At 71.4% G+C, this 24,724-nt stretch carries 16 protein-coding genes; 3 read left to right on the plus strand and 13 right to left on the minus strand.

All coding sequences use genetic code 11. The annotated features are described in order from the left end of the window. Nucleotides 1-48: 48 nt before the first annotated feature. The 4 genes from IM778_RS12965 to IM778_RS12980 form a co-directional block, all read right to left on the minus strand. Nucleotides 49-2,217 carry a carboxypeptidase regulatory-like domain-containing protein gene (locus IM778_RS12965; protein WP_194409275.1) on the minus strand — a complete coding sequence of 723 codons (2,169 nt, stop codon included), beginning with the start codon at nt 2,215-2,217 and terminating at the stop codon, nt 49-51. A 148-nt stretch (nt 2,218-2,365) separates the two neighbouring features. Next, nucleotides 2,366-4,828, minus strand: coding sequence for an ATP-dependent helicase (locus tag IM778_RS12970; protein ID WP_194409276.1), 2,463 nt, complete (start codon nt 4,826-4,828; stop codon nt 2,366-2,368). A gap of 106 nt (nt 4,829-4,934) precedes the next feature. Beyond that, entirely contained in the window at nt 4,935-5,612 is a 678-nt protein-coding gene (locus IM778_RS12975) for a LuxR C-terminal-related transcriptional regulator (RefSeq protein ID WP_228484544.1), read from the minus strand. Beyond that, nucleotides 5,605-6,957, minus strand: a complete 1,353-nt coding sequence (locus IM778_RS12980) for an ATP-binding protein (RefSeq protein ID WP_194409278.1) — start codon at nt 6,955-6,957, stop codon at nt 5,605-5,607. Before IM778_RS12980 ends, IM778_RS12975 begins: the two co-directional genes overlap by 8 nt. A gap of 115 nt (nt 6,958-7,072) precedes the next feature. Between IM778_RS12980 and IM778_RS12985 the strand changes: the two genes are divergently transcribed. Next, entirely contained in the window at nt 7,073-8,806 is a 1,734-nt protein-coding gene (locus IM778_RS12985) for a PspC domain-containing protein (RefSeq protein WP_194409279.1), read from the plus strand. Continuing rightward, nucleotides 8,803-9,201: a hypothetical protein gene (locus IM778_RS17785; RefSeq protein WP_228484545.1), complete on the plus strand. Its 399-nt coding sequence runs from the start codon at nt 8,803-8,805 to the stop codon at nt 9,199-9,201. Before IM778_RS12985 ends, IM778_RS17785 begins: the two co-directional genes overlap by 4 nt. Before the next feature lie 135 nt (nt 9,202-9,336). On the opposite strand, the gene IM778_RS12995 is transcribed toward IM778_RS17785, so the two are convergent. The 6 genes from IM778_RS12995 to IM778_RS13020 all read right to left on the minus strand — a co-directional run bounded on the left by IM778_RS12995 (nt 9,337) and on the right by IM778_RS13020 (nt 17,773). Then, nucleotides 9,337-9,852 carry a hypothetical protein gene (locus tag IM778_RS12995; RefSeq protein ID WP_194409280.1) on the minus strand — a complete coding sequence of 172 codons (516 nt, stop codon included), beginning with the start codon at nt 9,850-9,852 and terminating at the stop codon, nt 9,337-9,339. 786 nt (nt 9,853-10,638) lie between these two features. After that, entirely contained in the window at nt 10,639-11,709 is a 1,071-nt protein-coding gene (locus tag IM778_RS13000; RefSeq protein WP_194409281.1) for a peptidase C39 family protein, read from the minus strand. Between the two features lies 1 nt (nt 11,710). Then, nucleotides 11,711-13,288: a dipeptide ABC transporter ATP-binding protein gene (locus IM778_RS13005; RefSeq protein ID WP_228484546.1), complete on the minus strand. Its 1,578-nt coding sequence runs from the start codon at nt 13,286-13,288 to the stop codon at nt 11,711-11,713. After that, nucleotides 13,285-14,145, minus strand: a complete 861-nt coding sequence (locus tag IM778_RS13010) for an ABC transporter permease (RefSeq protein WP_194409282.1) — start codon at nt 14,143-14,145, stop codon at nt 13,285-13,287. The genes IM778_RS13005 and IM778_RS13010 overlap by 4 nt, the downstream gene beginning before the upstream one ends. Continuing rightward, nucleotides 14,142-15,134: an ABC transporter permease gene (locus IM778_RS13015; RefSeq protein WP_228484547.1), complete on the minus strand. Its 993-nt coding sequence runs from the start codon at nt 15,132-15,134 to the stop codon at nt 14,142-14,144. Before IM778_RS13015 ends, IM778_RS13010 begins: the two co-directional genes overlap by 4 nt. Then, nucleotides 15,131-17,773 carry an ABC transporter substrate-binding protein gene (locus IM778_RS13020; protein ID WP_194409283.1) on the minus strand — a complete coding sequence of 881 codons (2,643 nt, stop codon included), beginning with the start codon at nt 17,771-17,773 and terminating at the stop codon, nt 15,131-15,133. Before IM778_RS13020 ends, IM778_RS13015 begins: the two co-directional genes overlap by 4 nt. A gap of 72 nt (nt 17,774-17,845) precedes the next feature. Here IM778_RS13020 and IM778_RS13025 point away from each other — a divergent pair, with 72 nt between their 5' ends. Beyond that, nucleotides 17,846-18,550, plus strand: coding sequence for a DUF1684 domain-containing protein (locus tag IM778_RS13025; protein ID WP_194409284.1), 705 nt, complete (start codon nt 17,846-17,848; stop codon nt 18,548-18,550). An 830-nt stretch (nt 18,551-19,380) separates the two neighbouring features. Here IM778_RS13025 and IM778_RS13030 read toward each other — a convergent pair. From IM778_RS13030 to IM778_RS13040, 3 genes are all read right to left on the minus strand, one after another. Beyond that, a complete protein-coding gene (locus IM778_RS13030; protein WP_194409285.1) occupies nt 19,381-22,410 on the minus strand; it encodes a hypothetical protein in 3,030 nt (1,009 codons plus the stop codon). 342 nt (nt 22,411-22,752) lie between these two features. After that, the gene (locus tag IM778_RS13035; protein ID WP_194409286.1) at nt 22,753-23,550 is read right to left on the minus strand and encodes an ABC transporter permease; all 798 of its coding nucleotides are present in this window, start codon (nt 23,548-23,550) and stop codon (nt 22,753-22,755) included. Then, nucleotides 23,547-24,671, minus strand: coding sequence for an ATP-binding cassette domain-containing protein (locus IM778_RS13040; protein WP_194409287.1), 1,125 nt, complete (start codon nt 24,669-24,671; stop codon nt 23,547-23,549). The genes IM778_RS13035 and IM778_RS13040 overlap by 4 nt, the downstream gene beginning before the upstream one ends. Nucleotides 24,672-24,724 lie beyond the last annotated feature (53 nt).

Here is a 24,724-nt window from a genome sequence, read left to right on the forward strand (position 1 = left end):
CCGAGCCGTGCGAGCGCACGAGGCCGGTCCGGCGGTGCGGCCCGGGGACTATCGTCCGCGAACCGGCTCGGTGACCGCAGAAGTCTGCGCGACATTCTGGTAGCCCGCGAGCGACCCCACAACGACGACACTCAGGCGCGCGCCGGCGAGATCCGACGTCACGACCAGCGATGCCTCGGTCGCTCCCGGGATCGGGACGTCGTCTGCGAGCCACTGGTACGTGAACTGCGTCCCGGCCGTCCACTCGCGCGGGTGAGCCTTCACCGTCGCGCCCACGCGGACGGCGCCGGTGATCTTCGGCGTCGAAGACTCGAGGACCGGCAGCACGGACGCACCGAGCACGGCATCGATCCCGGTGCGCTGCTCGCCGACGCCGAGTCGGATGACGGATGCCGATTCCCGGTCGTCCGCACCGTCCCACCACGTGGTGTACGTGACACCTCCGATCTCGGCTCGGAACCCCACCCGGTACGGGCCTGAGGGGATCGACCGCATCGCCCACGCTCCGTTCTCGTCGGTGCTGGTGCGGTCACCCCAGAGCTCTCCCTCGACCGAGACCTCGACATCCGGGAGAGGATTGCCGAGCGTATCGGTGACGACTCCCGAAAGCACAGCCGAGTACGTCTCGAGAACCGAGCCGTCATCGACCGACAGCGTGATGTCGACATCGCTGCGCACTTCGCCCGCACCCACGATCACGTCGTCAGCGGAGGCGAAGTCGGCGGCGTTGTTCCACCACTCGCGTAGGACGGAGCCGTCGCCGAGCCACTCCGTGAAGCTCAGCCGGTAGGCGCCGGAATCCAGGCCGCGCGCCGTGTACGAGCCGTCCATGCCGGTCGACCCGTTCTGCACCCAGTCTCCGGAGGCGTCGTGAACCGCGAATTCGACGCCGGACATCGGCGACCCACCGCCATCGCGGACGACACCCGAGATCGTCGCACCGGCGGAGAGCCGGGCGTTCACATCCGTCGCGACACTTCCGGACTCGAGCGTCAGCACCGTCGCCTGCTCTTCGGTGGCGGCACCATCCCACCATTCGCTGACGACGCTGGGGGTCGCCCAACTCGTCTCGAACCGCACCTTGTACTGTCCGGGCGCGAGCCCGGCAAGGGAGTAGGTTCCGTCGGGCGCGCTGCCGGCGCCCATCGCCGGCGCGAGACCGTCCGGCGTGATGCGTCCGACCCACACGGTGGCGTTCGAGACGGGCTCGCCCGACTCGGTCGTGATCACGCCCGAGATCGAGGCGCCGACCGTGAGCTGAGCGTCGGCGGTCGTCGCCGACCCGCCGGTCACAGTCACCACGGTCGCGGACGCCGCGTCGGCCGCATCGTCGTACCACTCGCCGAGGAGCGGTCCCGAGGTCGAGAAGTTCAGCTTGTAGTCGCCGGCGGGCAGCCCGGGGATCGAGTACGCCCCGGATGCGTCCGTCATCCTCGATTCCACCCAGTCGCCGATGCCGTCCGCCGCCGCACGATACACGGCCACGAAGACGTCTGGCGCCGGAGCGCCGGCTTCGTCGGTCACCACGCCGGTGATGGTCCCGGCGGCACTGAGCACGGCATCCACACCGGACGTGTTCGCGCCCGCCGTCACGGCCACGGGCGTCGCATCAGCCCTCGAGGCCGCATCGTTCCACCACTCGCCGGCAACCGGCCCGCTGTCGAGGAGCGGGAAGAACTCGATGTGGTACGCGCCCTCGCCGAGTCCGGCCAGCAGGTACGCCCCGGATTCGTCGGAGACCGTGTACGACACCGCCCATCCCGTGGCGGCGTAGGCGCGGACGGAGACGCCGCGAATCGGAGCGCCGTGTTCATCGGTCACGACGCCGGACACCGACCCTCCGGCGGCGAGGATCGGGCTCACCCCGGTGACGGCGCCGCCCTCTGCGACCGTCACGGTCGTCGCCGACAGCAAGTCCGATGCGTCCTGCCACCACTCCAGCACGAGGTGCGACGACGCAGAGAACGACGGGTCGAACTGAAGGCGGTACTCGCCGTCAGGCAGATCCTCGATCGCATAGCTCCCGTCTTCGCCCGCATACGTCGAGGAGTACCAGCTCCACGAACCCCACGCGCTCGGCGCGTACGCGACGACGTGAACACCCGGCGCGGCCACTCCGGCTTCATCCGTCACCACACCCGAGATCGACCCGCTCTCTTCCGCGTGAGCGGGTGTCGCGGCAACAGCGCCTGCGATGAGAACGAGGGCGGCGAGCACCCAGGCGACAAGACGAGAACCGGTTCGGTTCCAGGCTGACGACATCGACACTCCGTTGCGCGTGCTCAGGGACGGCACGACGGATGTCGCGCGTGAGGCTCATCCTGGCAGAGCCGGTGGCGGCGAGCAGCGCGCTGTGGATAACTCGTCAGAGCTTCTGGATCGGGGCGATCTTGATCAGCAGCTTCTTCGGACCGGCCGAGTCGAATCGCACGTGGGCCACGCGCTTCGCGCCCTCGCCGGTGACGGCATCCACTCGTCCTTCGCCGAAGTCGTCGTGACGGATGCGGTCGCCCGGGGCGAGCTCGAGGTCGCCGTTGTCGCGCACCTTGGCGGGGATCTTGTTCGCGAAGCGCTCCAGGTTTCCGCTCGGCTCACGACGCGCGAGCGGCACCAGGTCGTCGCCGTAGCGCCGGCCGCCGCCCGAACCGCCGAAGCCCGATCCCGAACCCCGCCGCGCGTTGAGCGCGCGCGACTGCGTGCCGCCGCGCGAGTTGACGTCGCCGGGCGACTGGCGCCAGTGCAGCAGCTCGGCCGGGATCTCTTGCAGGAACCGGCTCGGCATCGCCACCGTCACCTCGCCGAACTGCGCGCGGGTCATCGCGAGCGACAGGTACAGGCGCTTGCGTGCGCGCGTGATGCCCACGTAGAACAGTCGCCGCTCCTCCTGCGGACCGCCCGGCTCCCCCGCCGAGATGCGATGCGGAATGAGGTCCTCCTCGACGCCGGTGACGAACACCGCGTCGTATTCGAGGCCCTTCGCCGTGTGCATCGTCATGAGCGACACCGAGCCCGACGCGTCTTCGAGGTCGTCGGCATCCGACACCAGCGCCACCTCGGTGAGGAAGTCGAGGATCGTGCCCTCGGGGTTGTTGCGCGCGAACTCGCGCGCCACCGCGACGAGCTCGTCGAGGTTCTCGATGCGGGCTTCGTCCTGCGCGTCCTTGCTCGCGCGCAGCGCGTCGTAGTACCCGCTCTTCGACAGCAGCAGCTGCAGCCCGTCGGCGACGGCGGTCGGCGGCGCGAGCTCTCCCGATTCCGGGAGCACGAGGGCGGATGCCTCTGCCAGCACCGCGTCGAGATGCGCGATGGCCGCCTGGATCTTGGGGCCGACGCCCAGCGCCGACGAGTTGGCGAGCGCGTCGCGGAACGTGATCTGCTGGTCGGCGGCGTAGCGCGCGATCGTCTCGATCGTGACGTCACCGATGCCGCGGCGCGGTCTGTTGATGATGCGGCGCATCGCCATCTCGTCGGCCGGGTTCGCCACGGCGACGAGGTACGCGAGGGCGTCCTTGATCTCGGCGCGTTCGTAGAACTTCGTGCCGCCCATGATCTTGTATGGCAGCGCCGAGCGGATGAAGATCTCTTCCAGCGCACGCGACTGCGAGTTCGTGCGATAGAACACCGCGATCTGCGAGTAGTCCACGCCATCGCGATGCAGGGTCTCGATCTCGTCGGCCACGAACTGCGCCTCATCGTGCTGCGAGTAGCCGGTGAAGCCGACGATCTTCTCGCCCTCGCCGACGTCGGTCCACAGCCGCTTGTCTTTGCGGTCGAAGTTGTGGCTGATGACGGCGTTCGCGGCAGAGAGGATGTTCTGCGTCGAGCGGTAGTTCTGCTCGAGCAGGATCACCTTCGCGCCGGGGAAGTCCTTCTCGAACTCGCTGATGTTGCGGATGTCGGCGCCGCGGAAGGCGTAGATCGACTGGTCGGAGTCGCCGACGACGGTCAGCGATGCGCCGTCGTCGGCAGCCGGCTCGGCGTCGAAGATCATCATGCCGCCGGCGCCGGCGCCGGCGACGGGCGCGGCGTCCGTGCCCGGAGGCCTGGTGAGCTCATGGATCAGCGCATACTGCGCGTGGTTGGTGTCTTGGTACTCGTCGACCAGCACGTGCCGGAACCGCCGGCGGTACACGTCGGCGACGTGCGGGAACGCACGGAACAGGAACACCGTCTGCGCGATGAGATCGTCGAAGTCGAAGGCGTTGGCGCGCTGCAGCTCGCGCTGGTACGCCGCGAACAGCTCGACGAACACGCGCTCGGCAGGGTCGCTCATGTTCGCGGAGCGGGCGTAGGACTCGGCATCCGCCAGCTCGTTCTTGAGCTTGGAGATCTTGCCCTGCGTGGCGGCGGGCGTCAGCCCGTAGGCGTCGGCCTCGTGCTCTTTCACGAGCCGCTTGATGAGGGCGCGCGAATCGCCCGAGTCGTAGATCGTGAACGCCTTGGTGAAGCCGAACTGCTCGGCCTCGCGCCGCAGGATGCGCACGCACGCCGAGTGGAACGTCGAGATCCACATGCCGCGCGCGGCGTCGCCCACCAGGTGCTCGACGCGCTCGCGCATCTCACCGGCGGCCTTGTTGGTGAAGGTGATCGCGAGGATCTGGCTCGGCCACGCCTCGCGCGCTCGCAGCAGCGACGCGATCCGTCGCGTCAGCACGCTCGTCTTGCCCGACCCCGCGCCCGCCACGATGAGCAGCGCCTGGCCGCGGTAGGTGACGGCCTCGCGCTGCTGCGGGTTGAGGCCCGCGAGAAGGTCTTCGTCGGGCCGCGCGCCGGAGACCCGGGGGCCGCGATCTGAGCCGACGATGATGGGCGTGGAGGCGTCGGTCATAACCTGTCAAGTGTAGGTCGCGGCGCCGACATCGCGCAGTTCGGCGGCGCCGGGGCGTTCGGCTCGCGTCACGGTTCCTGTGAGGGGCGCTCGACGACCGGGTCCGTCAGAGCAGACGGCGCTCCGACGCCCACGCCGTGAGCTCGTAGCGTGACGACAGCTGCAGCTTGCGCAGCACGGCCGACACGTGCGACTCGACGGTCTTCATCGAGATGAACAGCTCGGCGGCGACCTCCTTGTAGGCGTAGCCGCGGGCGATGAGCCGCATCACCTCCTGCTCGCGCGCCGACAGTCGGTCGAGCTCGTCGCTGGTCGCGGCGGTCTCGCCGACCGGCGCCCCGAACGCGTCGAGCACGAAGCCCGCGAGCCGCGGCGAGAAGACGGCATCCCCCTCGGCCACGGCGTGGACGGCGCGGCTCACCTCCGCCCCCGACGACCCCTTCGTGATGTAGCCGCGGGCGCCCGCACGGATGACGCGCACCACGTCTTCGGCGGCATCCGACACGCTCAGCGCGAGGAAGCGCGTCGCCGGAGCCCCCGGCGCAGCGGCGCGGATCACCGCCTCGCCACCCGAGGCATCCGGCGCCGAGGCCCCCGCACCGGACGGCAGGTGCACGTCGAGCAGCACCACGTCGGGCCGGCTCGCCTCGATCACCGCGACCGCGGCCGCGACATCCGCCGCCTCGCCCACCACCTCGATCGACGCGTCGAGGTCGGCGCGCAGGCCCGACCGGAAGATGGAGTGGTCATCGACGATCACCACGCGCACCGGCGACTCAGCCACGGCGCACCTCCGCTGCTGCGGCATCCTTCGTCGCCGTCGCGTCGTTCGCGAACCGCAGATGCACCTCGGTGCCGCCGCCCGCTCCGCGGCGGACCGTCGCCGATCCGCCCGCGCGCCGCATGCGGCCCACGATGGATTCACGGATGCCGAGCCTGTCGCCCGGCACGCTCTCGAGGTCGAACCCGGGGCCGCGGTCGCGGACGTACACGTCGACCGCCGTCGCGTTGCCCTCGATGTACACCGAGACCTCGCCGCCGGCATGCCGTGCCGCGTTGAGCATCGCCTCGCGCGAGGCCGCGGCGACCTCACCGCTCGCGCGCTCGGCCGGCAGCCCGGCCGAGACGACGTCGATGCGCACCGGATAGTCGAGCTCGAGCGCCGCGGCATAGTCGCGCAGGTCGGTGGGCAGGTCGCTGTCGGCCGGGGCATCGCCGTCGTAGAGCCACGCGCGCAGCTCGCGCTCCTGCGCGCGGGCGAGGCGGGCCACCTCGGTCGACGCGCCGGCACGGTTCTGGATGAGCGCGAGGGTCTGCAGCACCGAGTCGTGCAGGTGCGCGGCCATCTCGGCGCGCTGTTCCTCGCGGATGCGCCGCACGCGCTCCCCCGCGAGCTCGCGCCACTTGCCGATGAGCGTCGACGAATAGACGAGCACCAGCCCGACGATGAGGACGAACGCGAGCACGAACCCGGCGATGCCGGTCTGCCGCAGCGTCGCGAGCTGCGCGATCAGCACGACGGCGAGCACCGCCGTCACCGTGATCCGCACGGCGGTCTCGTGGCGCGGACCGCGCGAGGGGTCGCGCCGGTCCACGAGCGTCGCCCACACGCCCGCGCCCGCGGCGAACGCGGTGACGATCAGCACGCCGTCGACCCACAGCGGGACGGCCTCGAGCGAGACGCCGTTGCCGGCGAACAGCGCCATGCCCGACACCGTCACCACCGCGGCGACGAGCGACAGCGCGGTGAGGATCCAGGCCACCGGCACGCGATGGGTCGGCGCTTCGTCCTCGGTGGTCGGGTCGTCCCACGGCGTGAAGACCCACAGCCAGGCGTAGAGCAGTGCTCCGGCGCCCCACACGAACGTCAGGGCCACGAAGGCGGCACGCACCAGCCACAGCGGCCAGCCGAGATGCCGTGCGAGCCCCGCCGAGACCCCCGAGACGGCGCAGTCGCGCGGACGCCGCAGGACAGGTCGGACGGATGCCGCACGCACACGCGCACGCTCGGCCCGGTCGTGCGCGCGGGCCAGGGCCGCCGCCGAGGTCCGCCGGCCCGACGCTCCGCGCGACCCGCGCACAGCGCGTGGAGGAGCCGCGGCATCCGGGGTCAGCGCGTGGGGGGCCATGCCGCCATCAAACCATCCACCGGGCCCGGACCCCGACCCCCGGCGCACGAGATCAGGGTCGAGTCAGGGGATCACCCCATGGCACGGGCCTCGGCACTGCCGCCAGGCTGGACGCATGACCGACACCACCGCCTCGCCTCCCGTCGATCCGGGACCGCCGCCGCCCGCTCCCCCCGGCCTCCCGACGGGCTCCGACCGGTTCTTCTCGTGGGTGCGGGGCCTCGGCGTCGTGCGCGGCGATGCGTGGCTCGGCGGCGTCTGCGGCGGGCTCGCGGCGCGCCTGCGCATCGATCCGATCATCGTGCGCGGCATCTTCGCGGTCGTCGCGGTGCTGGGATTCCCCGCGCTGCTGATCTACGCGATCGCGTGGGCCCTGCTGCCCGACGCCGTGGGCCGCATCCACCTGCGGGAGCTCTTCCACGGGCGCTTCGACCCCGCGATGATCGGCATCCTGATCCTCACGGTCCTGAGCTTCGTCCCCGTCGTGCCGTGGCTGTGGAACGCCGCTCTCTGGCCGGTGTGGGCGACCTTCGGCGGCGGCTACGGGCTCCCGATCTGGGACCTCGGCACGCCGTTCGGCGGGATCGGCGTCATCCTCACGCTCGCCCTCATCGGGGGTGCTGTGTTCCTCATCGTCCGGTCGGCTCGGTCCGACCGGCACGCCCGGGCTCCGCGACAGGCTTCCGCGGAGTCCGACCCGGCGCAGGCCGCGTCGCATTCGGGTGACGACGCGGCCGTCGCATTCGCGGCGACCGCCGGGGGTGATGCGGACTCGGCCGGTCGGGCGCCGGCCGGGTCCGCGAACTCCGCAGCCGCGACGGATGATCTCTCTACGTCTCCTTCGTCGGCACCCGATCCGGATGCCGCCACCGCCGCGACGACGGCGCCCACGGTCGCCCTGCAGCCGCCGGCGGCCGGCCTCGAGCCGCCCGAGCCCGCGGCGCCGATCGAGCCGGCGCCCCCCGGCGCGCTCGCCGACGACGCCGAGGTCGCACAGTGGCGCGCGAACCACGAGGCGTGGCGCGAGCAGAGCGACGCGTGGCGCCGCAGCCAGCAGGACGCCGAGCGCGCGGCCCGCGAGCAGGCCCGGCGCGAGCGCGAGGCCGCCGGCGCGGCCTTCGCGGCCGAGGCCGAGGAGCGCCGTCGCATCCGCCGCGCCACCAAGCCCCGCACGAGCTTCGTGTTCGCCCTCACCGCGCTGGGCGCGGCGATCGTGACCGGCGCCGTGAGCGTGCTGATCGCATTGACGGATGCCGCGACCGCCCCGTACGCGGCAGCCATCGGTCTCCTCGCCGGAGCGCTCGTGACCGCGCTCGCGATGATCGTCGCGGGCATCGTGCGCCGTCGCAGCGGCTTTCTCACGGCCGTGACGATCGTGCTGGTGGTCGCCGGCATCACGACGGCTGTGGCATCCGGCCCCCGCAGCCTCGCTGTGGGCGACATCTTTCTCGGCACGAGCACGGAGCCGGTCTCGGTCACACAGCCGTTCGGCCGGACCGAGGTCCATCTCAGCTCGCTGTCGGAGCGCGAGCCGGTCGAGGCGGGGACGATCACCCTGCGCAAGGGGAATGGCGACACCTACATCACCGTCAACCCCGGCACGATCCTCGACCTCGAGGCCCGCCTGGGTGGTGGCGGCGTCAGCTACAGCCGCATCGGCATGCAGTCCGGGTTCCTCGACGAGGGCGTGATCTACCCGCACGAAGCGCCGGACGGAACCGCGGAATGGGAGTGGTTCGTGCGCAACACGACGGCGGCCGGCGATGCCGAGACCCGCCAGCGCATCGTGCTCGACCAGGCCGTCGGCCACGTGTACGTGACCATCTACGAGTCGGAGGAAGACCGATGAGCGACGCCACCCCCACCGACACGACCTCCCTCCTGCCGCCGACGCCGGACGCCGGGTCCGCTGCCGGCCCGACGCTGCCGTACGAGGTCGCGGCCCTCTCGGGCGAGGCTGCTCCGGCCGGCGGCCCGGCGACCGCGCGCCCTCGCACGCGCTGGGCTGCGATCATCTGGGGCGCCGCGTTCGCGGCCGTCGCCGCCGTGACCCTGTGGGTCACCGTGAGCCCCGACCGCCGCACCGCTCTCGCGGACTGGACCCTGTCGCTCTCGCCCGCCGCTGTCGTGGCCTACGTCGTACTGGTCCTCGGAGCGATCGCACTCGTCGCCGGGGTCGTGGGCATCGTCCGCCGAGGGCAGCGCGCGATCGATGCCCGGCGCGCGGTCGACCGCGCGGACTGAATCCGCAGCATCCGTCCTCCTCTCGGCGCCCGTCCTATAGGGGGCGGCGACCGGGCGCCTGAAACACGTTCGCGCCGTGACCCGAAAGGGCACGGCGCGAACGCAGGCGCGGCGACGGCCGAGGCCGTCGCGGGATCACTTGGTGAGGACGCTGCAGCCCTCGTCGCCGGTGTCGACGCAGAGCACGAGGGCCTCGGGGTCGACGAGCGCCTCGGGAACGGCGTAGCTCCACACGAACGTGTACGTGCGGCCGGGCTTGAGGACCACGTCGGCGTTCTGCTGCGGCACCGCGACGCCCGCGAAGGCCTCGTCGGCCGTCGAGCGCAGGACGGGCGCGAGCTCGGCTCCAGTGAGGCCCTCGACCGAGACCCACTGGGCGACGTTCGCGGTGACCCACCGCGTGCCGGGCTCGGGGTCGCCGAGCGCACCGGCCGCCGCGTCGTCGGGGACGATGCCGCTCCAGACCTCGAGCTGGGTGCCGTCCACGCCCACGCGCTCGCCCACCGCCGCGGGCTCGGTGATCGACGACTCCACGACGCTCACGGCCGGAGCGGCCTCGGGGGTCGCTGCGGGCTGGCCCGACGCGCAGCCGGCCAGCAGAAGGCCGGAGGCGGCGAGGATGGACAGGACGGCGGTACTGCGGGAACGCATGACGAATACCTCTCGAATCGTTTCGGGGACCCTTCCACGCTACCTCTTCGGGAGTTGTGGTCTGACCACTCCGCCCTGCTCATTCCCGCAGAACGGGAAGGAGACGGATGCCGGGGCCGCGGCATCCCTCGCCGAAAACAGGTGATCTCGCCAACGCAGGACAAAACCCCGACCAAACGTCCTGCCTCCGCCAGATCCCCTGTTTTCAGCAAGACACCGCCGGGCAAAGACCCAGACGGATGCCGCGGCCGCGGCATCCGTCGCCGAAAACAGGTGATCTCGCCAACGCAGGACAAAACCGCCACCGAACGTCCTGCCTCCGCCAGATCCCCTGTTCTCAGCAGAACGCCGCCGGGCAAAGACCCAGACGGATGCCGCAGCCACGGCATCCCTCACCCAGAACAGGTGATCTCGCCGACGCAGGACAAAACCCCGACCAAACGTCCTGCCTCCGCCAGATCCCCTGTTCTCAGCACGACACCGCCGGGCACAGACCCAGACGGATGCCGCGGCCGCGGCATCACTCACCCAGAACAGGTGATCTCGCCAACGCAGGACAAAAACCCCGACCAAACGTCCTGCCTCCGCCAGATCCCCTGTTTTCAGCACGACACGGCCGGGCAAAGACCCAGACGGATGCCGCGGCCGCGGCATCCCTCGCCGAAAACAGGTGATCTCGCCAACGCAGGACAAAACCCCGACCAAACGTCCTGCCTCCGCCAGATCCCCTGTTCTCAGCACGACGCCGCCGGGCACGGACCCAGACGGATGCCGAGGCCGCGGCCGCTACGCCACTCGGGCGAAGATCACACCGCGGTAGGCGTCGTCGCTCCAGCGCACGAGGCGGTCGAGATCGCGCGGGTGGACCGGCAGGTCGTGGGTGTCGACCCAGGTCTCGCCGGCCTCGACGTTGATCCACGGGTCCTCGACGACCACGGCGTCGCCGGCGACGGCATGCGCGACGATCCAGTGCGGCCCGACCTCGCCGTGCATGGGGGCTTCGTCGATGAGCAGCAACGCACGCTCGCCCTCGCCCACGCGCCGGGCGATCTCGGCCACCTCGACCCGGTCCCGGCGCACCGGGATGCCGCGCGCGATCGCCTGGCGCAGGGAGTCGTCCTGCAGTTCCGCGCGGAACGAACGGTCGAAACCCTCGAAGCCCTCCAGCAGCGCGGGGCCCTCGAGGTCCAGCGCCACCTCGACGGGAGCACCGGCGAGCCGGTCGTGGAGTGCCACGGCGAGACCGACCGGTTCGCACGCCGGGTAGTTGCTCGCACTGCGCCAGAAGTCGATCTCGCGATCGCGGTCGCCGGCCCCGCCGTCGAATCCGCCCGAGGCGCTTCCCTCCGATGCGATCAGCGCGGCGACGGCGCCGCACGTGAACAGCGTCGTCTGGGCGTAGTACCCCGGCTCGTCGTGCGGGGCGGCGGTCAGCCACAGGACGTATCCGTCTACGGTCTCGGTGCCGACGGCGGCCCAGGGCCGGCGCATCGCGACGAAGCCCCGGTCGGTCGCGAACGGGGGCAGGCCCGCGCCCGCCGCGACCTCCCACTTCACGGCCACGTCGCCGCGTGCGCGTGCGCCCTCGATGACCGCGTCCAGTGCGTGCGCCGCCGCCGTCTCGTCGCGCCACCACAGGTCGACGATCTTCGTGGCGGCCGTCGCCGGGCGGCCGCTGGTCAGCGCGGCCGCGAGCGGCGCCCCCGTCTCGTCGCGGACGACCTCGCCCGCGGGGCGATAGCCCTCGCGGGGCAGTCGCCACCGCCCCACTCTGGGTGCCGTCAGCCCGTGAGCCTCCAGCTCGCCGATGAGTTCGGCCGGCGAGACCTCGGAGTCGTTTCGCAGTGCGGCGGGCATGTCAGTCCTTTCCGGGGGCGTCGACGACGACGCTCGTGTTCTCGCGGTGCGCGGCGGCGACCAGCAGGGCGGTGTACTCGTGGCGGGGTGCGCTCAGCACCTGCTCGCACGTTCCTTGCTCCACCACTCGGCCCTGCCAGAGCACCGTGACGGTGTCGGCGAGCATGCGGACGACGGCGAGGTCGTGCGAGATGAAGAGGATCGCGATCCCCAGCTCGTCCCGCAGCCGGACGAGCAGCGCGAGGATCTGCGCCTGCACCGACACGTCCAGTGCCGACACCGACTCGTCGCAGATGAGCAGGCGCGGGTTCGGGGCGAGCGCTCGGGCGATCGCGACGCGCTGCCGCTGCCCGCCCGACAGCTCGGCGGGGCGCTTGCGAGCGAACTCGGCCGGCAGCCCGACGGTCTCGAGGAGCGACGCGACATCGCTCGCCGGGCGACGGGCGACCCCCAGTGCCTCGCGCAGGATCGCCCCGATGCTCATCATCGGGTTCAGCGACGAGTACGGATCCTGGAAGACGATCTGCATCTGCCCCGGCGTGCGCGACCGGCGGCCCGGCGCGAGCCGTGCGCCGTCGAAGTCGATCTCGCCGGCATCCTCGGACTCGAGCCCGGCGACGCACCGTGCGAGGGTGGACTTGCCCGAACCGGACTCGCCGACCACGCCGACGATCCTCCCGGGACCGATGTCGAGGTCGACGTCGTCGAGCACGAGCCGCTCCCCGAAGTGCTTGACCACGCCCCGCGCGCGCAGCAGCGGTGCGGAGTCGTCGCCCGGTGCGGGGGCGCGGTCCGCCGCCGGCGGCGCGGCCAGCGTGGGATCGGCCTCGATGAGCGCGCGCGTGTAGGGATGCTGCGGCGCGGCGAGCACGGTCGCGGTGGCGCCGCGCTCGACCACCTCGCCGTGCCGCATCACGAGCACGTCGTCGGTTCGTCCGCGCACGAGACCGAGATCGTGCGAGATGAGGATGACGCAGAGGTTGCGTGCCCGCTGCACCGACCGCAGCAGGTCGAGGATCTCGGCCTGATTCGAGGCATCCAGAGCCGTCGTCGGTTCGTCGGCGATGATCAGCTCGGGGTCGGCGGCGAGCGCCGCGGCGATCGCGACGCGCTGCCGCATGCCGCCCGAGAGCTGATGCGGGTACGAGCGGGCGACGTGCGGCGGCAGCTTCACCTCGGCGAGCCGCGCGGCCACGGCCCGATCGCGCTCGGTCCGTGACAGGCGGCGCGGCGCCGCGGCATCCAGCGTCCACCCGATCTGGTCACCGCAGCGGTGCACCGGGGACAGACTCGTGAACGGGTCCTGGAGGAGCAGCGTGACGGTGCGACCGCGCACGCCTCGCCACTCGGCGTCGTTCGCGTCGAGGCGGACGACACGAGAGCCGATGTGCACCGACCCCTGCGCGCGGAACCCGCGGGGCAGGAGGCCGATGAGCGACTTGGCCGTGAGCGTCTTCCCCGAACCCGACTCGCCGATGATCGCAAGCGTGCGGCCGGGTTCGATCGACGCGTCGAGCGGCGCGACCATGGGTCCCGCGTGCCCGATGACCGTGAGGCCTTCGATCCGCACCCCGTTCACAGCGCCTTCCCCACCTGTGAGAGCCGCTGACCCGCCCAGTCGCCGACGAGGTTGACCGCCGACGCGACGAGGATGATGAGGAGGGCGGGGACGACCACCGCCCACGGGTTGTCGAACATGATCGACCGGTTGTCGGTGAGCTGCCGCCCCCAGTCCGCCGTCCCGGGAGGAACCCCCACGCCGAGGAACGACAGCGACGAGAAGGCGACGAGCGCGAAGGCGACGTTGAGCATGGCGTTGGTGAGCACCAGGGTCGAGACGTTGGGGAGGATGTGGCGGAACATGACGCGCCACCGCGAGAGCGACAGCATCCGTGCCGCTTCGATGTACGGGCGCGCGGACTGCTCGAGCACGCCCGCACGCACGATGCGGATGTCGGAGGGCGAGAACAACAGGATGAGCAGGCCCACGGTGACCCAGTAGCCGCCGCCGAACACGCCCGACACCACGATCGCGGCGAGCAGCACCGGCAGGGCCAGCAGCAGGTCGGTCCAGCGACTGATCACGACGTCGAGCCATCCCCGCTCGTACCCGGCGAGCGTTCCGAGGACGATGCCGAGGGTCATCGACCCGGCGGCGACGCACACCGGTCCGATCAGCGCGGAGGCGGCGCCGGCGACCGTCATCGCCCACACGTCGCGGCCGAGCTCGTCGGTTCCGAGCGGGTAGCCGGGCGTGCCCGCGGGGAGCAGGCCCGAGAGGATGTCCTGTCGCATCGCGTCGGGGTACAGCCAGCCGCCGAACAGCACCGCGACGACGGCGAGACCGAGCACGACGAGCGCGAAGACGATGGTCCAGGGCACGCTCCTGCGCCGGGTGCGGGCGGGAGCGCTCAGCAGATCGATCGCGGCGGTCATGCGCGCACCTCGTTCCGGCGAAGGCGGGGATCGAGCAGGACGTACGCGAGGTCGGCGAGCAGAGCGATGACCGCGATCGCCACCGCGACCAGGAGCGTGAGCGACTGCACGACGGCGATGTCTTTGAACAGCACGGAGTCCTGGAGCAGCGTGCCGAGGCCCGGCAGCGCGTACGTCGTCTCGGCGAGCACCGTGCCGCCGACCAGGAAGGTGAGCACGAGGCTCGCCCCCGTCACGATCGGGATCGCCGCGTTGCGCAGCGCGATCCGGCGCACCTGGGATTCGGGGATGCCGCGAGCCCGGGCCGACGTCACGTAGTCCGTCTCGAGCTCACGCAGCATCGCCGTGCGGGTCAGCTTGACGATGATCGCGCCCAGGCCCAGGGCGAGGGTGACGGCGGGGAGCACGAGATGCCACAGCGTGTCCAGTCCCCCGGATCCGGCGCCGTAGACCGGGAAGATGCGGATGTAGTACGCGAACACGTAGAGCAGCAGCAGGCCGACGGCGAAGGTCGGGGCGCTGAGCCCCACCACCGCGAGGCTGTTCGCGGTGCGGTCGGTCCAGCCGCCCGCGTGCACCGCGCTCTGCACACCGAGCGGCACGGCGACGATCAGCGCGACCAGGAAGGCGAGGCCGCACAGCGCCATCGTGATGCCGACGCGCTGGCCGATCGCGTCGGCCACCGGCACCTGGAGCCGGATCGACTGGCCGAGGTCGCCGGTGACGAACCCGCCCAGCCACTTCACGTACTGCAGCCACACCGGGTCGTCGAGGTTGTACTGCTCGCGGATCGCCGCCACCGCCTCGGGTGACGACGGCCGGTTGCCGAGCAGGTTCTTGACGATGTCGCCCGGGGCCAGATGCATCAGCGAGAAGATGACGATCGACAGCACCAGCAGCACGGCGAGCATGCCGAGCACGCGCACCGTCAGCAGCCGGCCGATCGACCGGTACCGCGATGCGCGTGCTCGGACGGGGAGTTGCGTCACTGGCCCATCCGGTACAGCTGGGTCGGCCACGACGAGATGAACGCGAACGAGCTGTAGTCGTTCAGCCCCAGGTCGTCCGCGAAGGCGGTGGCCGACTGGCCCCACCACAGCGGGACGTTCACGGCGTCCTCCGCCTGGAGCGTCTCGGCCTGGATCAGCAGGTCGACCCGGGCCGCCGGGTCGGACTCCGCCCCGGCCTGAGCGAGCAGGCCCACGATCTCGGAGTTGTCGTACGCCGACGGGTTGCCGGCGCCCAGGAGGTAGCTGGGCACCTCGGCCGGGTCGCCGAGCGTCGAGAAGTACCACATCAGGCCGACGCCGTGGTCGGACGAGGCGTCGAGGCTGGCCAGCCACTCCTCGATCGGCACCTCGCGCACGTTGAGGGTGATGCCGATCTCGGCGAGGTTCTGCGAGAGCGCCTGCGCGGCGGTGCCGAGCTGAGGCCCGGTGTTGGGAGTCAGCAGCTCGGCCTCGAAGCCCTCGGGCACCGACGACTCGTCGAGCGCCGCCTTCGCGGCATCCAGATCGAACTCCCACTGCGGGATCGCCGCCAGCGCTTCGCGCGCCTCCTCTGCGCCGTAGACGTTGCCCAGCGACTCGGGCGTCATGATCGCGGTCGCCGCCTCGCCGTGGCCCCGCAGCAGCCGGTCGACGTACGCGTCACGGTCCACCGCGTGGGCGAACGCCTGCCGCACCTTGGGGTCGTCGAACGGCGCGATGCTCGTGTTGAAGTACAGGCCGACGTACGACAGGTCGTTGACGTAGTCGACGCGCATGGTGTCGAGGCCCTCCCACTGCTGGGACTGCGCGAGCGGGACATTGAACGCGACATCCACGTCGCCCGACTGCGCGGCGAGCAGGCGCGTCGACTCGTCGGGGACGAAGTTGACGGTGATCGCCTTGACCTTCGGCAGTTCGCCCCACCAGGTGTCGACGCGCTCGAAGGTCACGTGCGAGTCGGGGGCGAACTGGGTCACCTTGTAGGGGCCCGAGCCGAGCAGCAGCGCATCGGGCGTGCCGACCTTGCCGTCGTGCTCGTCCCAGAACGCCTTCGACGTGATGAAGGCCGCGCCGCCCGTGCTCATGTTGGCGGCGAACGCCGCGTCGGGCTCGGTCAGCGTGATGGTGACCTCGCTGTCGCCGGTCTTCTCGATCGTGTCGACGTTCGTCAGGTAGTACGCCAGACCGGGCGAGCTCGTCTCGTCGCGCGCCTGCTCGAGGCTGTAGACGACGTCGTCGGCGGTGACGGGCGTGCCGTCGTGGAAGACCGCGTCGTCACGCAGCTCGTACACGTACGTGACGTCGTCGGTCTGCTCCCACGATTCCGCGAGCCCGGGCTGGGTGCGTCCCTGGGCGTCGACCGACACCAGGCCCTCCTGGGCGATCGAGGCGATGTAGTAGTTCAGGATGCCGGCCTCCTGGCCGACATAGAGGCTCGACAGCGAGCCGGGCAGAGCCACCGTGATGTGCTCGATCTCGGCGCCCGAGTCGGGGCCGCCGGTGGATTCGGGGGCAGGGCCGGAGCAGGCTGCCAGCAGCAGCGCGCCTGCGGCGGCCACGGCGCCGGCTTTCGCCAGCCGGGCCGGGGACGGGATCGACATGATGGGACTCTCCTCGGGTGTGGGTGCTGCGATGCGGAATCGGGCGCGGTGGCTTTCGCTGCGCCGGCGGGCGTCGAGGATGGCCTCGACTTCGGCGGGGACCGGACGGTGGGTGGCCAGGGTGCGGACGGCCGCCGCGACGGCGGGGATGGATGCCGCTTCGACCAGGGTCACAGCCGACATGCGTCTCGTGAACGACGGCGAGATCCCGAGCGCCCGCAGGCCGGCGGGAAGGGTGGCGCCGGCGAGATCGGACTCGGCGACGAAGGCCGTGCCCGCGCCGTGCGCGGCCAGCGCGATGGCGGCGTCCGGCCGGCTCACCACGAGGTCGTCGGCGCGGGGTGCGCGGTCGATGGCGGCCGCGACGATGTCGCTGCAGGTGCCGCGGCCGCGGATCCACGCGAGCCCGGCCAGCGCGTGCGCATCGACGCGCCCTCCCGGTGCGTCGATGTCGGCTGCCGTGACGGCGACGACCTCCTCCGCGAAGAGGAAGGTCGAGCGCATGCCGCTGCGGCGCGGGGTCGTGCGCCGACCGGCTGCGGCGACGGTCATCGTCACGGCGACGTCGGCGCGGCCGCCGCGCACCATGTCGAGCGCGTCGGCGGCGTCGGCGCACTCGTGCACGGTCACCTCGACCCCGGGGATCTGGGCGCCGAGCCGCGCCATCGTCGGGGCGACGACGTGGCCGATGCCCTCGACCTCGGCGGCGAAGCGCACGGCGCCCGTGCGACGGCCCAGCACGCGGGCGAGCTCGGTCGCCGCGGCCGTCAGGCTCGCGTCGATCCGCGGGGCATGCTGCGCGAGGAGGGCTCCGACCGGGGTGAGGGATGCCGCGCGCGCGGTCCGCGCGACGAGCTTCGCGCCCAGTCGTGCCTCGAGCCGCTGCACATGCTGCGTGATCGTGGGCTGGGTGAATCCGAGAGACCGCGCGGCGGCGCTGATCGACCCTTCTTGGTCGATGGCCACCAGGATGCGCAGCGAGTGCACGTCGAGAGCCCTCGTGAGGGCGTCGATCTCTGGTGCGTCGATGCGATCCATAGGGCGATGCTATTCACTCTTGGATTTCGATGGTGTAACAATATGTGTCGTATTCCGATCAGGATGGGACACATGGACGACGCCCACCGGCGATGGATCGCCGATCGAGAGACCGCGGTGTGGTCGCCGCACGGGATCGCCGCGCTCGCCTCGACGCACTGGCTCGACGGCGGCGACCGCACGTACGACGGCGCCCCGGGCAGGTGGCGGCAGGACGGCGACACGATCGTGGGCACGGACCTGCCCGGCGAGGTGAGACTGGCCGCCGGTGAGCAGGCGCAGGTCGGCGATGTGGTCGTGCGCGCGCATCTGCGCGACGGAACGCTCGCGCTGCGCGTGCTGGATCCGCAGGCGGCAGCGCAGCGCGGCGTCTCGGAGATCGTGCGCGCCCCCTACGACCCGGCGCTCCGCGTCACGGGGGTGTTCACGCCGATCGCCCTGCCGTCGCAGACCGAGTCGGTCGACGGGTTCCGTTCGTCGACCGTGTACGACGGCACCGTCTCGTTCACGCTCGCCGGCAGAGACCTCGAGCTGACCGTGACGCGCGACGACGCCACGCTGTTCGCCGCGTTCGCCGACGCCACGAGCGGCAGCGAGAGCTACGCCTTCCGCTTCCTGCGGCCGCCCCTGCCCGACGACGACGGACACGTGACGGTCGATCTCAACCGCGCCTACCTGCCGCCGTGCGCCTTCTCGGACCACTATGCGTGCGTGTTCCCTCCGCCCGGCAACCGCTGGAGCGTTCCCGTGAGGGCCGGCGAACTGCGCGTGCGCTGACCCCGGCGCGCAGCGGCTGGCCGGCGCGCGGGGCGTGGCGACCGGTGGGCGCTGGGGCGAGCCGCGCGCTGGCCGAGCGGCGCGCGGTGGGGCGAGCCGCGCCCTGGGCGAGCGGCGGGCCCTGGGGCGAGCGGCGCGCGGGGGGCGAGCGGCGCGCGGGGGGCGAGCCGCGCGCCCTGGGCGAGCGGCGCGCGGTGGGGCGAGCGGCGCGGGGGGAGCGAGCGGGCCTGACGACCTGCGCGGGCCTGAGCCTGGGGGATGCCGTGGCTGAGGCATCCGTCGCCCAAAACAGGTGATCTCGCGGACGCAGGACGAAACCACCGCAAAACCTCCTGCCCTCGCCAGATCACCTGTTCTCGAGAAGGGACCGGGACCCGAAACAACGCCCGACCCCGCCCCGTCCCCCGCCCCTGGACCCTGTCGTCGCCGACCCCGAAGGCAACGGGGGTGAGACGGATGCCGCGGCTGAGGCATCCGTCTCTCCCAAATCAGGTGATCTCGCGGACGCAGGACGAAATCACCGCAAAACCTCCTGCTCTCGCCAGATCACCTGTTCTCGAGAAGGGACCGGGACCCGTGCCCGACCCCGAAGACAACGAGGGCGAGACGGATGCCGCGGCCGAGGCATCCGTCTCTCCCAAATCAGGTGATCTCGCGGACGCAGGACGAAATCGCCGCAAAGCCTCCTGCCCTCGCCAGATCACCTGTTCTCGAGAAGGGACCGGCACCCGGAACCAGCCCCAGCCCCAGACCCAGACCCCGAACCAGACCCAGCCCCAGCCCCAGCCCCAGCCCCAGACCCCGCCCAACCCCGGCCGACAGAGCAAGGTTCAGACGGATGCCGTGGCTCCGCGCCGGCGCCAGGGCAGGGCGAGCAGCACCCCGATGCCGAGCAGCACGGCTCCGAATCCCGCGGCGACCCAGGGGGTCTCGGCGGGGATCTCGAGGTACGTCGTGATGCCGAGGATGCGCGCGAGGCCCCACGGAAGCAGGCCCAGTTCGTCGTTCCAGGCCGACAGGGCGGTCTCGAGGCCGATCGCGCCGACCACGAGCGCCGGCACCAGCAGACCCGCACCGACGCCCGAGAGCACGTAACCGGTCGCGCGGCGCGCGCCGACCTGCGCCGACAGCGCCCAGCCGCCGGCGACGAACACCCAGACGAACAGGGCGAACGCGACCGCGATGTACACCGAGCGCAGCACGGGGTCGGTCCAGAACGCGAACCAGTAGCCGCCGGGTCCGGTGAACGACAGGGCGACGAGCGTCACGATGCACCGCAGCACGACGACGCCGCCCACCGCGGCGATCACCGGCCAGGGCGAACGCCGGCCGACGAAGAGCCGCACGACGAGCGCGAAGGCGAGCCACGCGCCGAGCACGACGGCGAGATGGGTCCACGACAGGAACGACGTCTGCACGGCACGAGTCGCGACGAGCAGCGCGGCGGGGATCACCAGCAGCAGCCAGCGGTCGAGGTCGAGCATGCCGAGCGTCGATTCGCGAGCGCGCCACGGCCGCGTCGACGCGATCCACGACGCGCGGGCCGCCGCCGCACCCGGGCGCCGCACAAGTCGCGTGCGTGCGGCGAGGATGCCGATGACCATCCAGGCGACCGCGAGCGCGAGCAGCACGCGCGCGAACCACGCCATCGGCTGGTCGCGCTCGGCGCGCTCGACGCCGAGCTGCGCCGCCGTCAGGTTGAACGCGGGGTAGTCGAGGTCTCCCTCGTACGCCTCGAGATGCTCCGCGGCGAGCGCCTCGTACGCGGCGCGGTCGGCATCCCACGCGGCGTAGGCGTCGGGCGAGAGCGTGTCGTGCCACTCCCCCTGGTGCAGGATCATGGCTCGGTAGGCGTCGAGCAGCCGCAGCGTGTCGAGCTCGTAGTCGAGGGTGGCCAGGAACGCCTCACGCATCTCGGGCGAGCGCCAGGTCGAGGCATCCGTCGCCGCCACCGTCTCGCGCATGCTCTCGGCCGCCGCGACCGCCTCGGCTCCGCCGGAGATCGCGCCCTCGACGCCGCCCTCGGAGTCGCGGGCGATCGCGTACATGACGTCGAGCACGGCGGAGTCGCCGGTGAGGATGTCCCACTCGAAGATCCACATCATGGGCGGCGGCTCGAGACCGATCGCGAACACACGCTGGTCGGCGAACGGCTGGATGTACATGCCCTGCGCGATCGCCTCGCGCGACTGGGCCATCGCCGTCGCGATCGGCTCGACGGTCGCGGGGTCGTCCGAGAACCACTCACGGGCCCACGCGGCGGTGACGTCGGCGACATCCGCCGAGGGGTCCCGTGCGAGCGCCGAGGCGAGCTGGGTGTTCAGCTCGTACAGCTGCCAGAACCCGGCCTTGAGGTACAGGGTCATCGGTCCGGCGCGCCAGGGTCCGCCGTCCTGGGTCCACACCCACACGCCCTCGATACGGTCGTTCGCGGCGAGCAGCTGCTGCAGCGCCCACTGGTACTCGGCGCCGAGATCGTTGGGGAACGCGCCGTAGTTCTCGAACTCGCGACGACTCTGGAACTCGACCATGCGCCGCTGCGACCCCTGCTCGAGGGTGTCGTTGAGCGGCAGCCACGTGTAGAAGTCGCCGAGCGTGTACTTCGTCGACACGATGAGGGCCGGCGAGTCGATGCCGCCCAGCACGGCCTCGTACGAGTCGGCGTTGGTGTGCATGTCTCCGACGGCGCCGACGCCGACCGACCACGTGCGGAAGATGACTTCCCGATCGGATGCCTCGGCCTGCCCCGCGAAGGCTTCGAGCATCGCGCGCACGGCGTCGACCGTGGTCACCTCGAGCGCGGAGTAGTAGTCCCAGCCGCCCACGTCGTACACGGGCCCGGCCTCGCCAATGCGGATGAGCACGCCGTCGAGCGCGGGCACGGCCTCGTACAGCTCATCAAGGCCCGCGGTGTAGGTCTGCCAGAACTCTGGGTTCTCGGTGTCGAGCGACCCGTAGCGATCGATCAGGTGCTCCTCGAGCGGACCGGTGAGGGCGAGCATGTCGGTGCGCAGGAACACCTTCAGGCCGAGCTCGTCGGCGCGCTCCCAGAACGGCGCGAACGCCTCCCGCAGCGCGAGCGCCTTGTCGCGGTGGTCGTCGCCGTCGGCGTAGACCGGGCCGCCGGGGGCGTCGTCGAACGTGACGAACTCGACGAACCCGGGGAACGCGACGGCGTTGAACCCGTTCGCGAGCGAGTGGCGCAGGAACCCGTCGTAGTCCTCGTACGCCTCGGCGAGCGCCGCCTCGTCGATGTAGGGCGCCTTCGGCTGGAACACGTCGGCGAACGCCTTCGACGCGTGCGAGTAGTCGGTGCCCGCCTCCCACTCAGCCGGGTCGGGGGTCACCCCGACCGCGCCCAGGTCGGTCATGCGCAACGGCAGGCGCGAGGACTCGTGCTCGCCGATCAGGTCCGTGATCGGGTCTCCGGCCCGCACGGCGGCCGCAAGGTCGTAGATCGCGCGGGTCGCGCCGTTCTCCGACAAGGCCGTGACGCGCAGCGCCGTCGCATCGCCCTCGAGCGTGTAGGCGTCGCTCGTCTCGGGGCGGAGCGTCGGCAGCAGAGTGACGGTGAGGGATGCCTCTCCCGCGCGCTCCGTCGCATCGCCGACGGCGTCGAGCAGCTCATCGACCGCGACCCCGACACGCTCGGTCGCCGGGACGTCGAGCTCTGCGATCTCGGGCGGGGGCACGGCATCCGTCACCTGAGCGACCGAGGTCGCGACCGACTGCATCGGCGCGGCTGGCTCGGTGCGGATGCCCAGGGCGTCGCCCACCACGACGCCGACGCCGATACCGAGCGCGAGGAGGATCAGTGCCGTGACGACAGCGACGATGCCTCGCCGTGTCGCCGTCGTCATCCTCTGATCTTAGGTCTGCGGCTGACCCTGCCCTGCACACCCGAAACCCCGGTCGTCGAGCGCCCTTCGATGGGGCGCAGAGGGAGTCGAAACGCCGTGGGCCGGAGGTCGCTCGGTGGTCCGGGGCGTTTCGTCTCGGTCGCTGGCGCTCCCTCGCTCAACGACCGGTCGCTCCCCCGGTCGTTGAGCGAGCGAGGAACGACCGAGACTCCCGGTCGTTGAGCGAGCGAGGAACGAGCGAGACGAAACGCCGTGAGCCGGACCTCGCTCGGTGGTCCGAGGCGTTTCGTCTCGGTCGCTGGCGCTCCCTCGCTCAACGACCGGAGGAGCGCCAGGACGGGGTCAGCTGCTCTTGCGCATCGCGCGGATGCCCGCCCACAGGCCCAGCGCGGCGAGCACGAGGGCGGCGATCCAGCCCCACAGCACAGTGACGGCGCCGAGGTCGCCGGCGAGCAGTGCGCGCTCGGCCTGCACCACCCAGTTCACCGGGTTGACGGTGGCGACGGCCTGCATCCACGCCGGGCCCTCGTCGAGCGGCAGCAGCATGCCCGACAGGATCAGCAGCGGGAAGATCAGGGTCTGCTGGACGCCCCAGAACAGCCACTCGCGGTCCTTCGTCTTGAGCGCGAGCGTGTACGAGAGCGATCCGAGGCCGACGCCGAACACGGCGAGAAGCGCAAGCCCCACGACGAGCCCGGGCACGTCGATCGAGAAGCCGAACGGCCACGCGATCAGCACGATGAGCAGCGCCTGCACCACGATCGGCGCGATCTCCTTGAGCGCGCGCCCGACCAGCAGCGACGCGCGCGAGAGCGGCGCGACGAGGGTGCGCTCGTGCGAGCCCGTCATCATCTCGTACTGCAGGTTCGACCCGGTCGCGCCGGTGCCGAACAGCACGATCATCACGAGCACGCCGGGCACGAACCACTGCAGGGTCTCCCCCACCGGCTGACCCGACGAGCCGACCAGCAGCGGCGCGAACAGCCCGAGGAACACCAACGGCTGCACGAGGCTGAAGATCAGCGTGAACGGATCGCGCAAGACGGGCTTCAGTTCGCGCGCGAGCACGTTCCACGTGTCTCGCGCGGGGTTCGCCCGCACCGCGGTGTCGGGGCGAGTGGTCTCGGTGACGGCGCTCATCGGCGTGCTCCTGTCTTCTCGGCGCCGGGTTCTGCGGCGGTCTCTGCGTTTCGTCTCGTCGCTGACGCTCCTCGCTCAACGACCGGGGCTTCCAGCGGGGCTTCCAGCGGGGGTTCCGCCGAGGCCTCGGCCGTCTCCTCTTCGATGGGCTCGCCCTCGCCGGCCTCGCGCAGGGTGCGACCGGTCAGCGCGAGGAACACGTCGTCGAGCGTCGGCGGCACGCCGGTGGCGGTCCGCACGTTCAGCCCGGCAGCATCCAGCGCGCGGACTGCGGCCGGCAGCAGCGCATCGCCGTCCGGTGCGGTGAGGATCACGGATGCCTCGTCCCGACGCACCTCGCGATCCGTCAGCCGCTGGATCACGGCGACGGCGGCCTCGGCATCCGTCGTCGTCGCGAACCCGAAGGTGAGCAGGTCGCCCGCGAGGTTCGCCTTGAGCCGCGTCGCCGTGTCGTCGGCGATGACCCGCCCCTTGTCCATGACCATGACGCGCTCGGCGTAGCGGTCGGCCTCCTCGAGGTAGTGCGTGGTGAGGAAGACCGTCGTGCCGTACTGGGTGCGCAGATCGAGGATGTGCTGCCACAGGTTCGCACGGCTCTGCGGGTCGAGGCCGGTCGACGGCTCATCGAGGAAGATGAGCGGCGGCGCGTGCATGAGTCCGAGAGCTACGTCGAGCCGGCGCTTCTGCCCGCCCGACAGCTGCTGCACCGATCGGTTCGCGAAGCCCGACAGGTCGAGCGACTCGATCAGCTCGTCGGCACGCTTGCGGGATGCCGCCTTCGACATGCCGTAGAACGCGCCCTGGCTGAGAAGCTCGTCGCGGGCGCGCTGCGAGAAGCTGCCGCTGGTGAGCTGTCCGACGTATCCGATGCGGGCGCGCACGTCGGCGGGACGCTTCAGGATGTCGAAACCGACGACCTTCGCCGTGCCCGATGTCGGGGGAATGAGAGTGGTGAGCATGCGCAGGCTGGTCGACTTGCCTGCGCCGTTGGGTCCCAGGAACGCGACGAGCTCGCCGCGTGCGACCTGGAACGTGAGGTCGGTGACCGCCTCGACGGTCTTCTTCTTGACGCTGAAGCGCTTGGTCAGACCCTGCGCCTCGATGATCGGTTCGTTCGTCATGCGACCAGGTTAGGAACCAATGCGGACACATTCGGTCCGCGATCTAGGGCAAT

Origin of the sequence: Microbacterium cremeum (assembly GCF_015277855.1) — a bacterium.
Lineage (GTDB): Bacteria > Actinomycetota > Actinomycetes > Actinomycetales > Microbacteriaceae > Microbacterium > Microbacterium cremeum.

Coding starts and splice junctions, on each gene's coding strand:
- IM778_RS17785 (WP_228484545.1), top strand. CDS start 8,803: ATGAGCGACGCCACCCCCACCGACACGACCTCCCTCCTGCCGCCGACG.
- IM778_RS12980 (WP_194409278.1), bottom strand. CDS start 6,957: ATGGCCCCCCACGCGCTGACCCCGGATGCCGCGGCTCCTCCACGCGCT.
- IM778_RS12995 (WP_194409280.1), bottom strand. CDS start 9,852: ATGCGTTCCCGCAGTACCGCCGTCCTGTCCATCCTCGCCGCCTCCGGC.
- IM778_RS13010 (WP_194409282.1), bottom strand. CDS start 14,145: ATGACCGCCGCGATCGATCTGCTGAGCGCTCCCGCCCGCACCCGGCGC.
- IM778_RS12985 (WP_194409279.1), top strand. CDS start 7,073: ATGACCGACACCACCGCCTCGCCTCCCGTCGATCCGGGACCGCCGCCG.
- IM778_RS12970 (WP_194409276.1), bottom strand. CDS start 4,828: ATGACCGACGCCTCCACGCCCATCATCGTCGGCTCAGATCGCGGCCCC.
- IM778_RS13025 (WP_194409284.1), top strand. CDS start 17,846: ATGGACGACGCCCACCGGCGATGGATCGCCGATCGAGAGACCGCGGTG.
- IM778_RS13035 (WP_194409286.1), bottom strand. CDS start 23,550: ATGAGCGCCGTCACCGAGACCACTCGCCCCGACACCGCGGTGCGGGCG.
- IM778_RS13000 (WP_194409281.1), bottom strand. CDS start 11,709: ATGCCCGCCGCACTGCGAAACGACTCCGAGGTCTCGCCGGCCGAACTC.
- IM778_RS13030 (WP_194409285.1), bottom strand. CDS start 22,410: ATGACGACGGCGACACGGCGAGGCATCGTCGCTGTCGTCACGGCACTG.
- IM778_RS13040 (WP_194409287.1), bottom strand. CDS start 24,671: ATGACGAACGAACCGATCATCGAGGCGCAGGGTCTGACCAAGCGCTTC.
- IM778_RS13020 (WP_194409283.1), bottom strand. CDS start 17,773: ATGGATCGCATCGACGCACCAGAGATCGACGCCCTCACGAGGGCTCTC.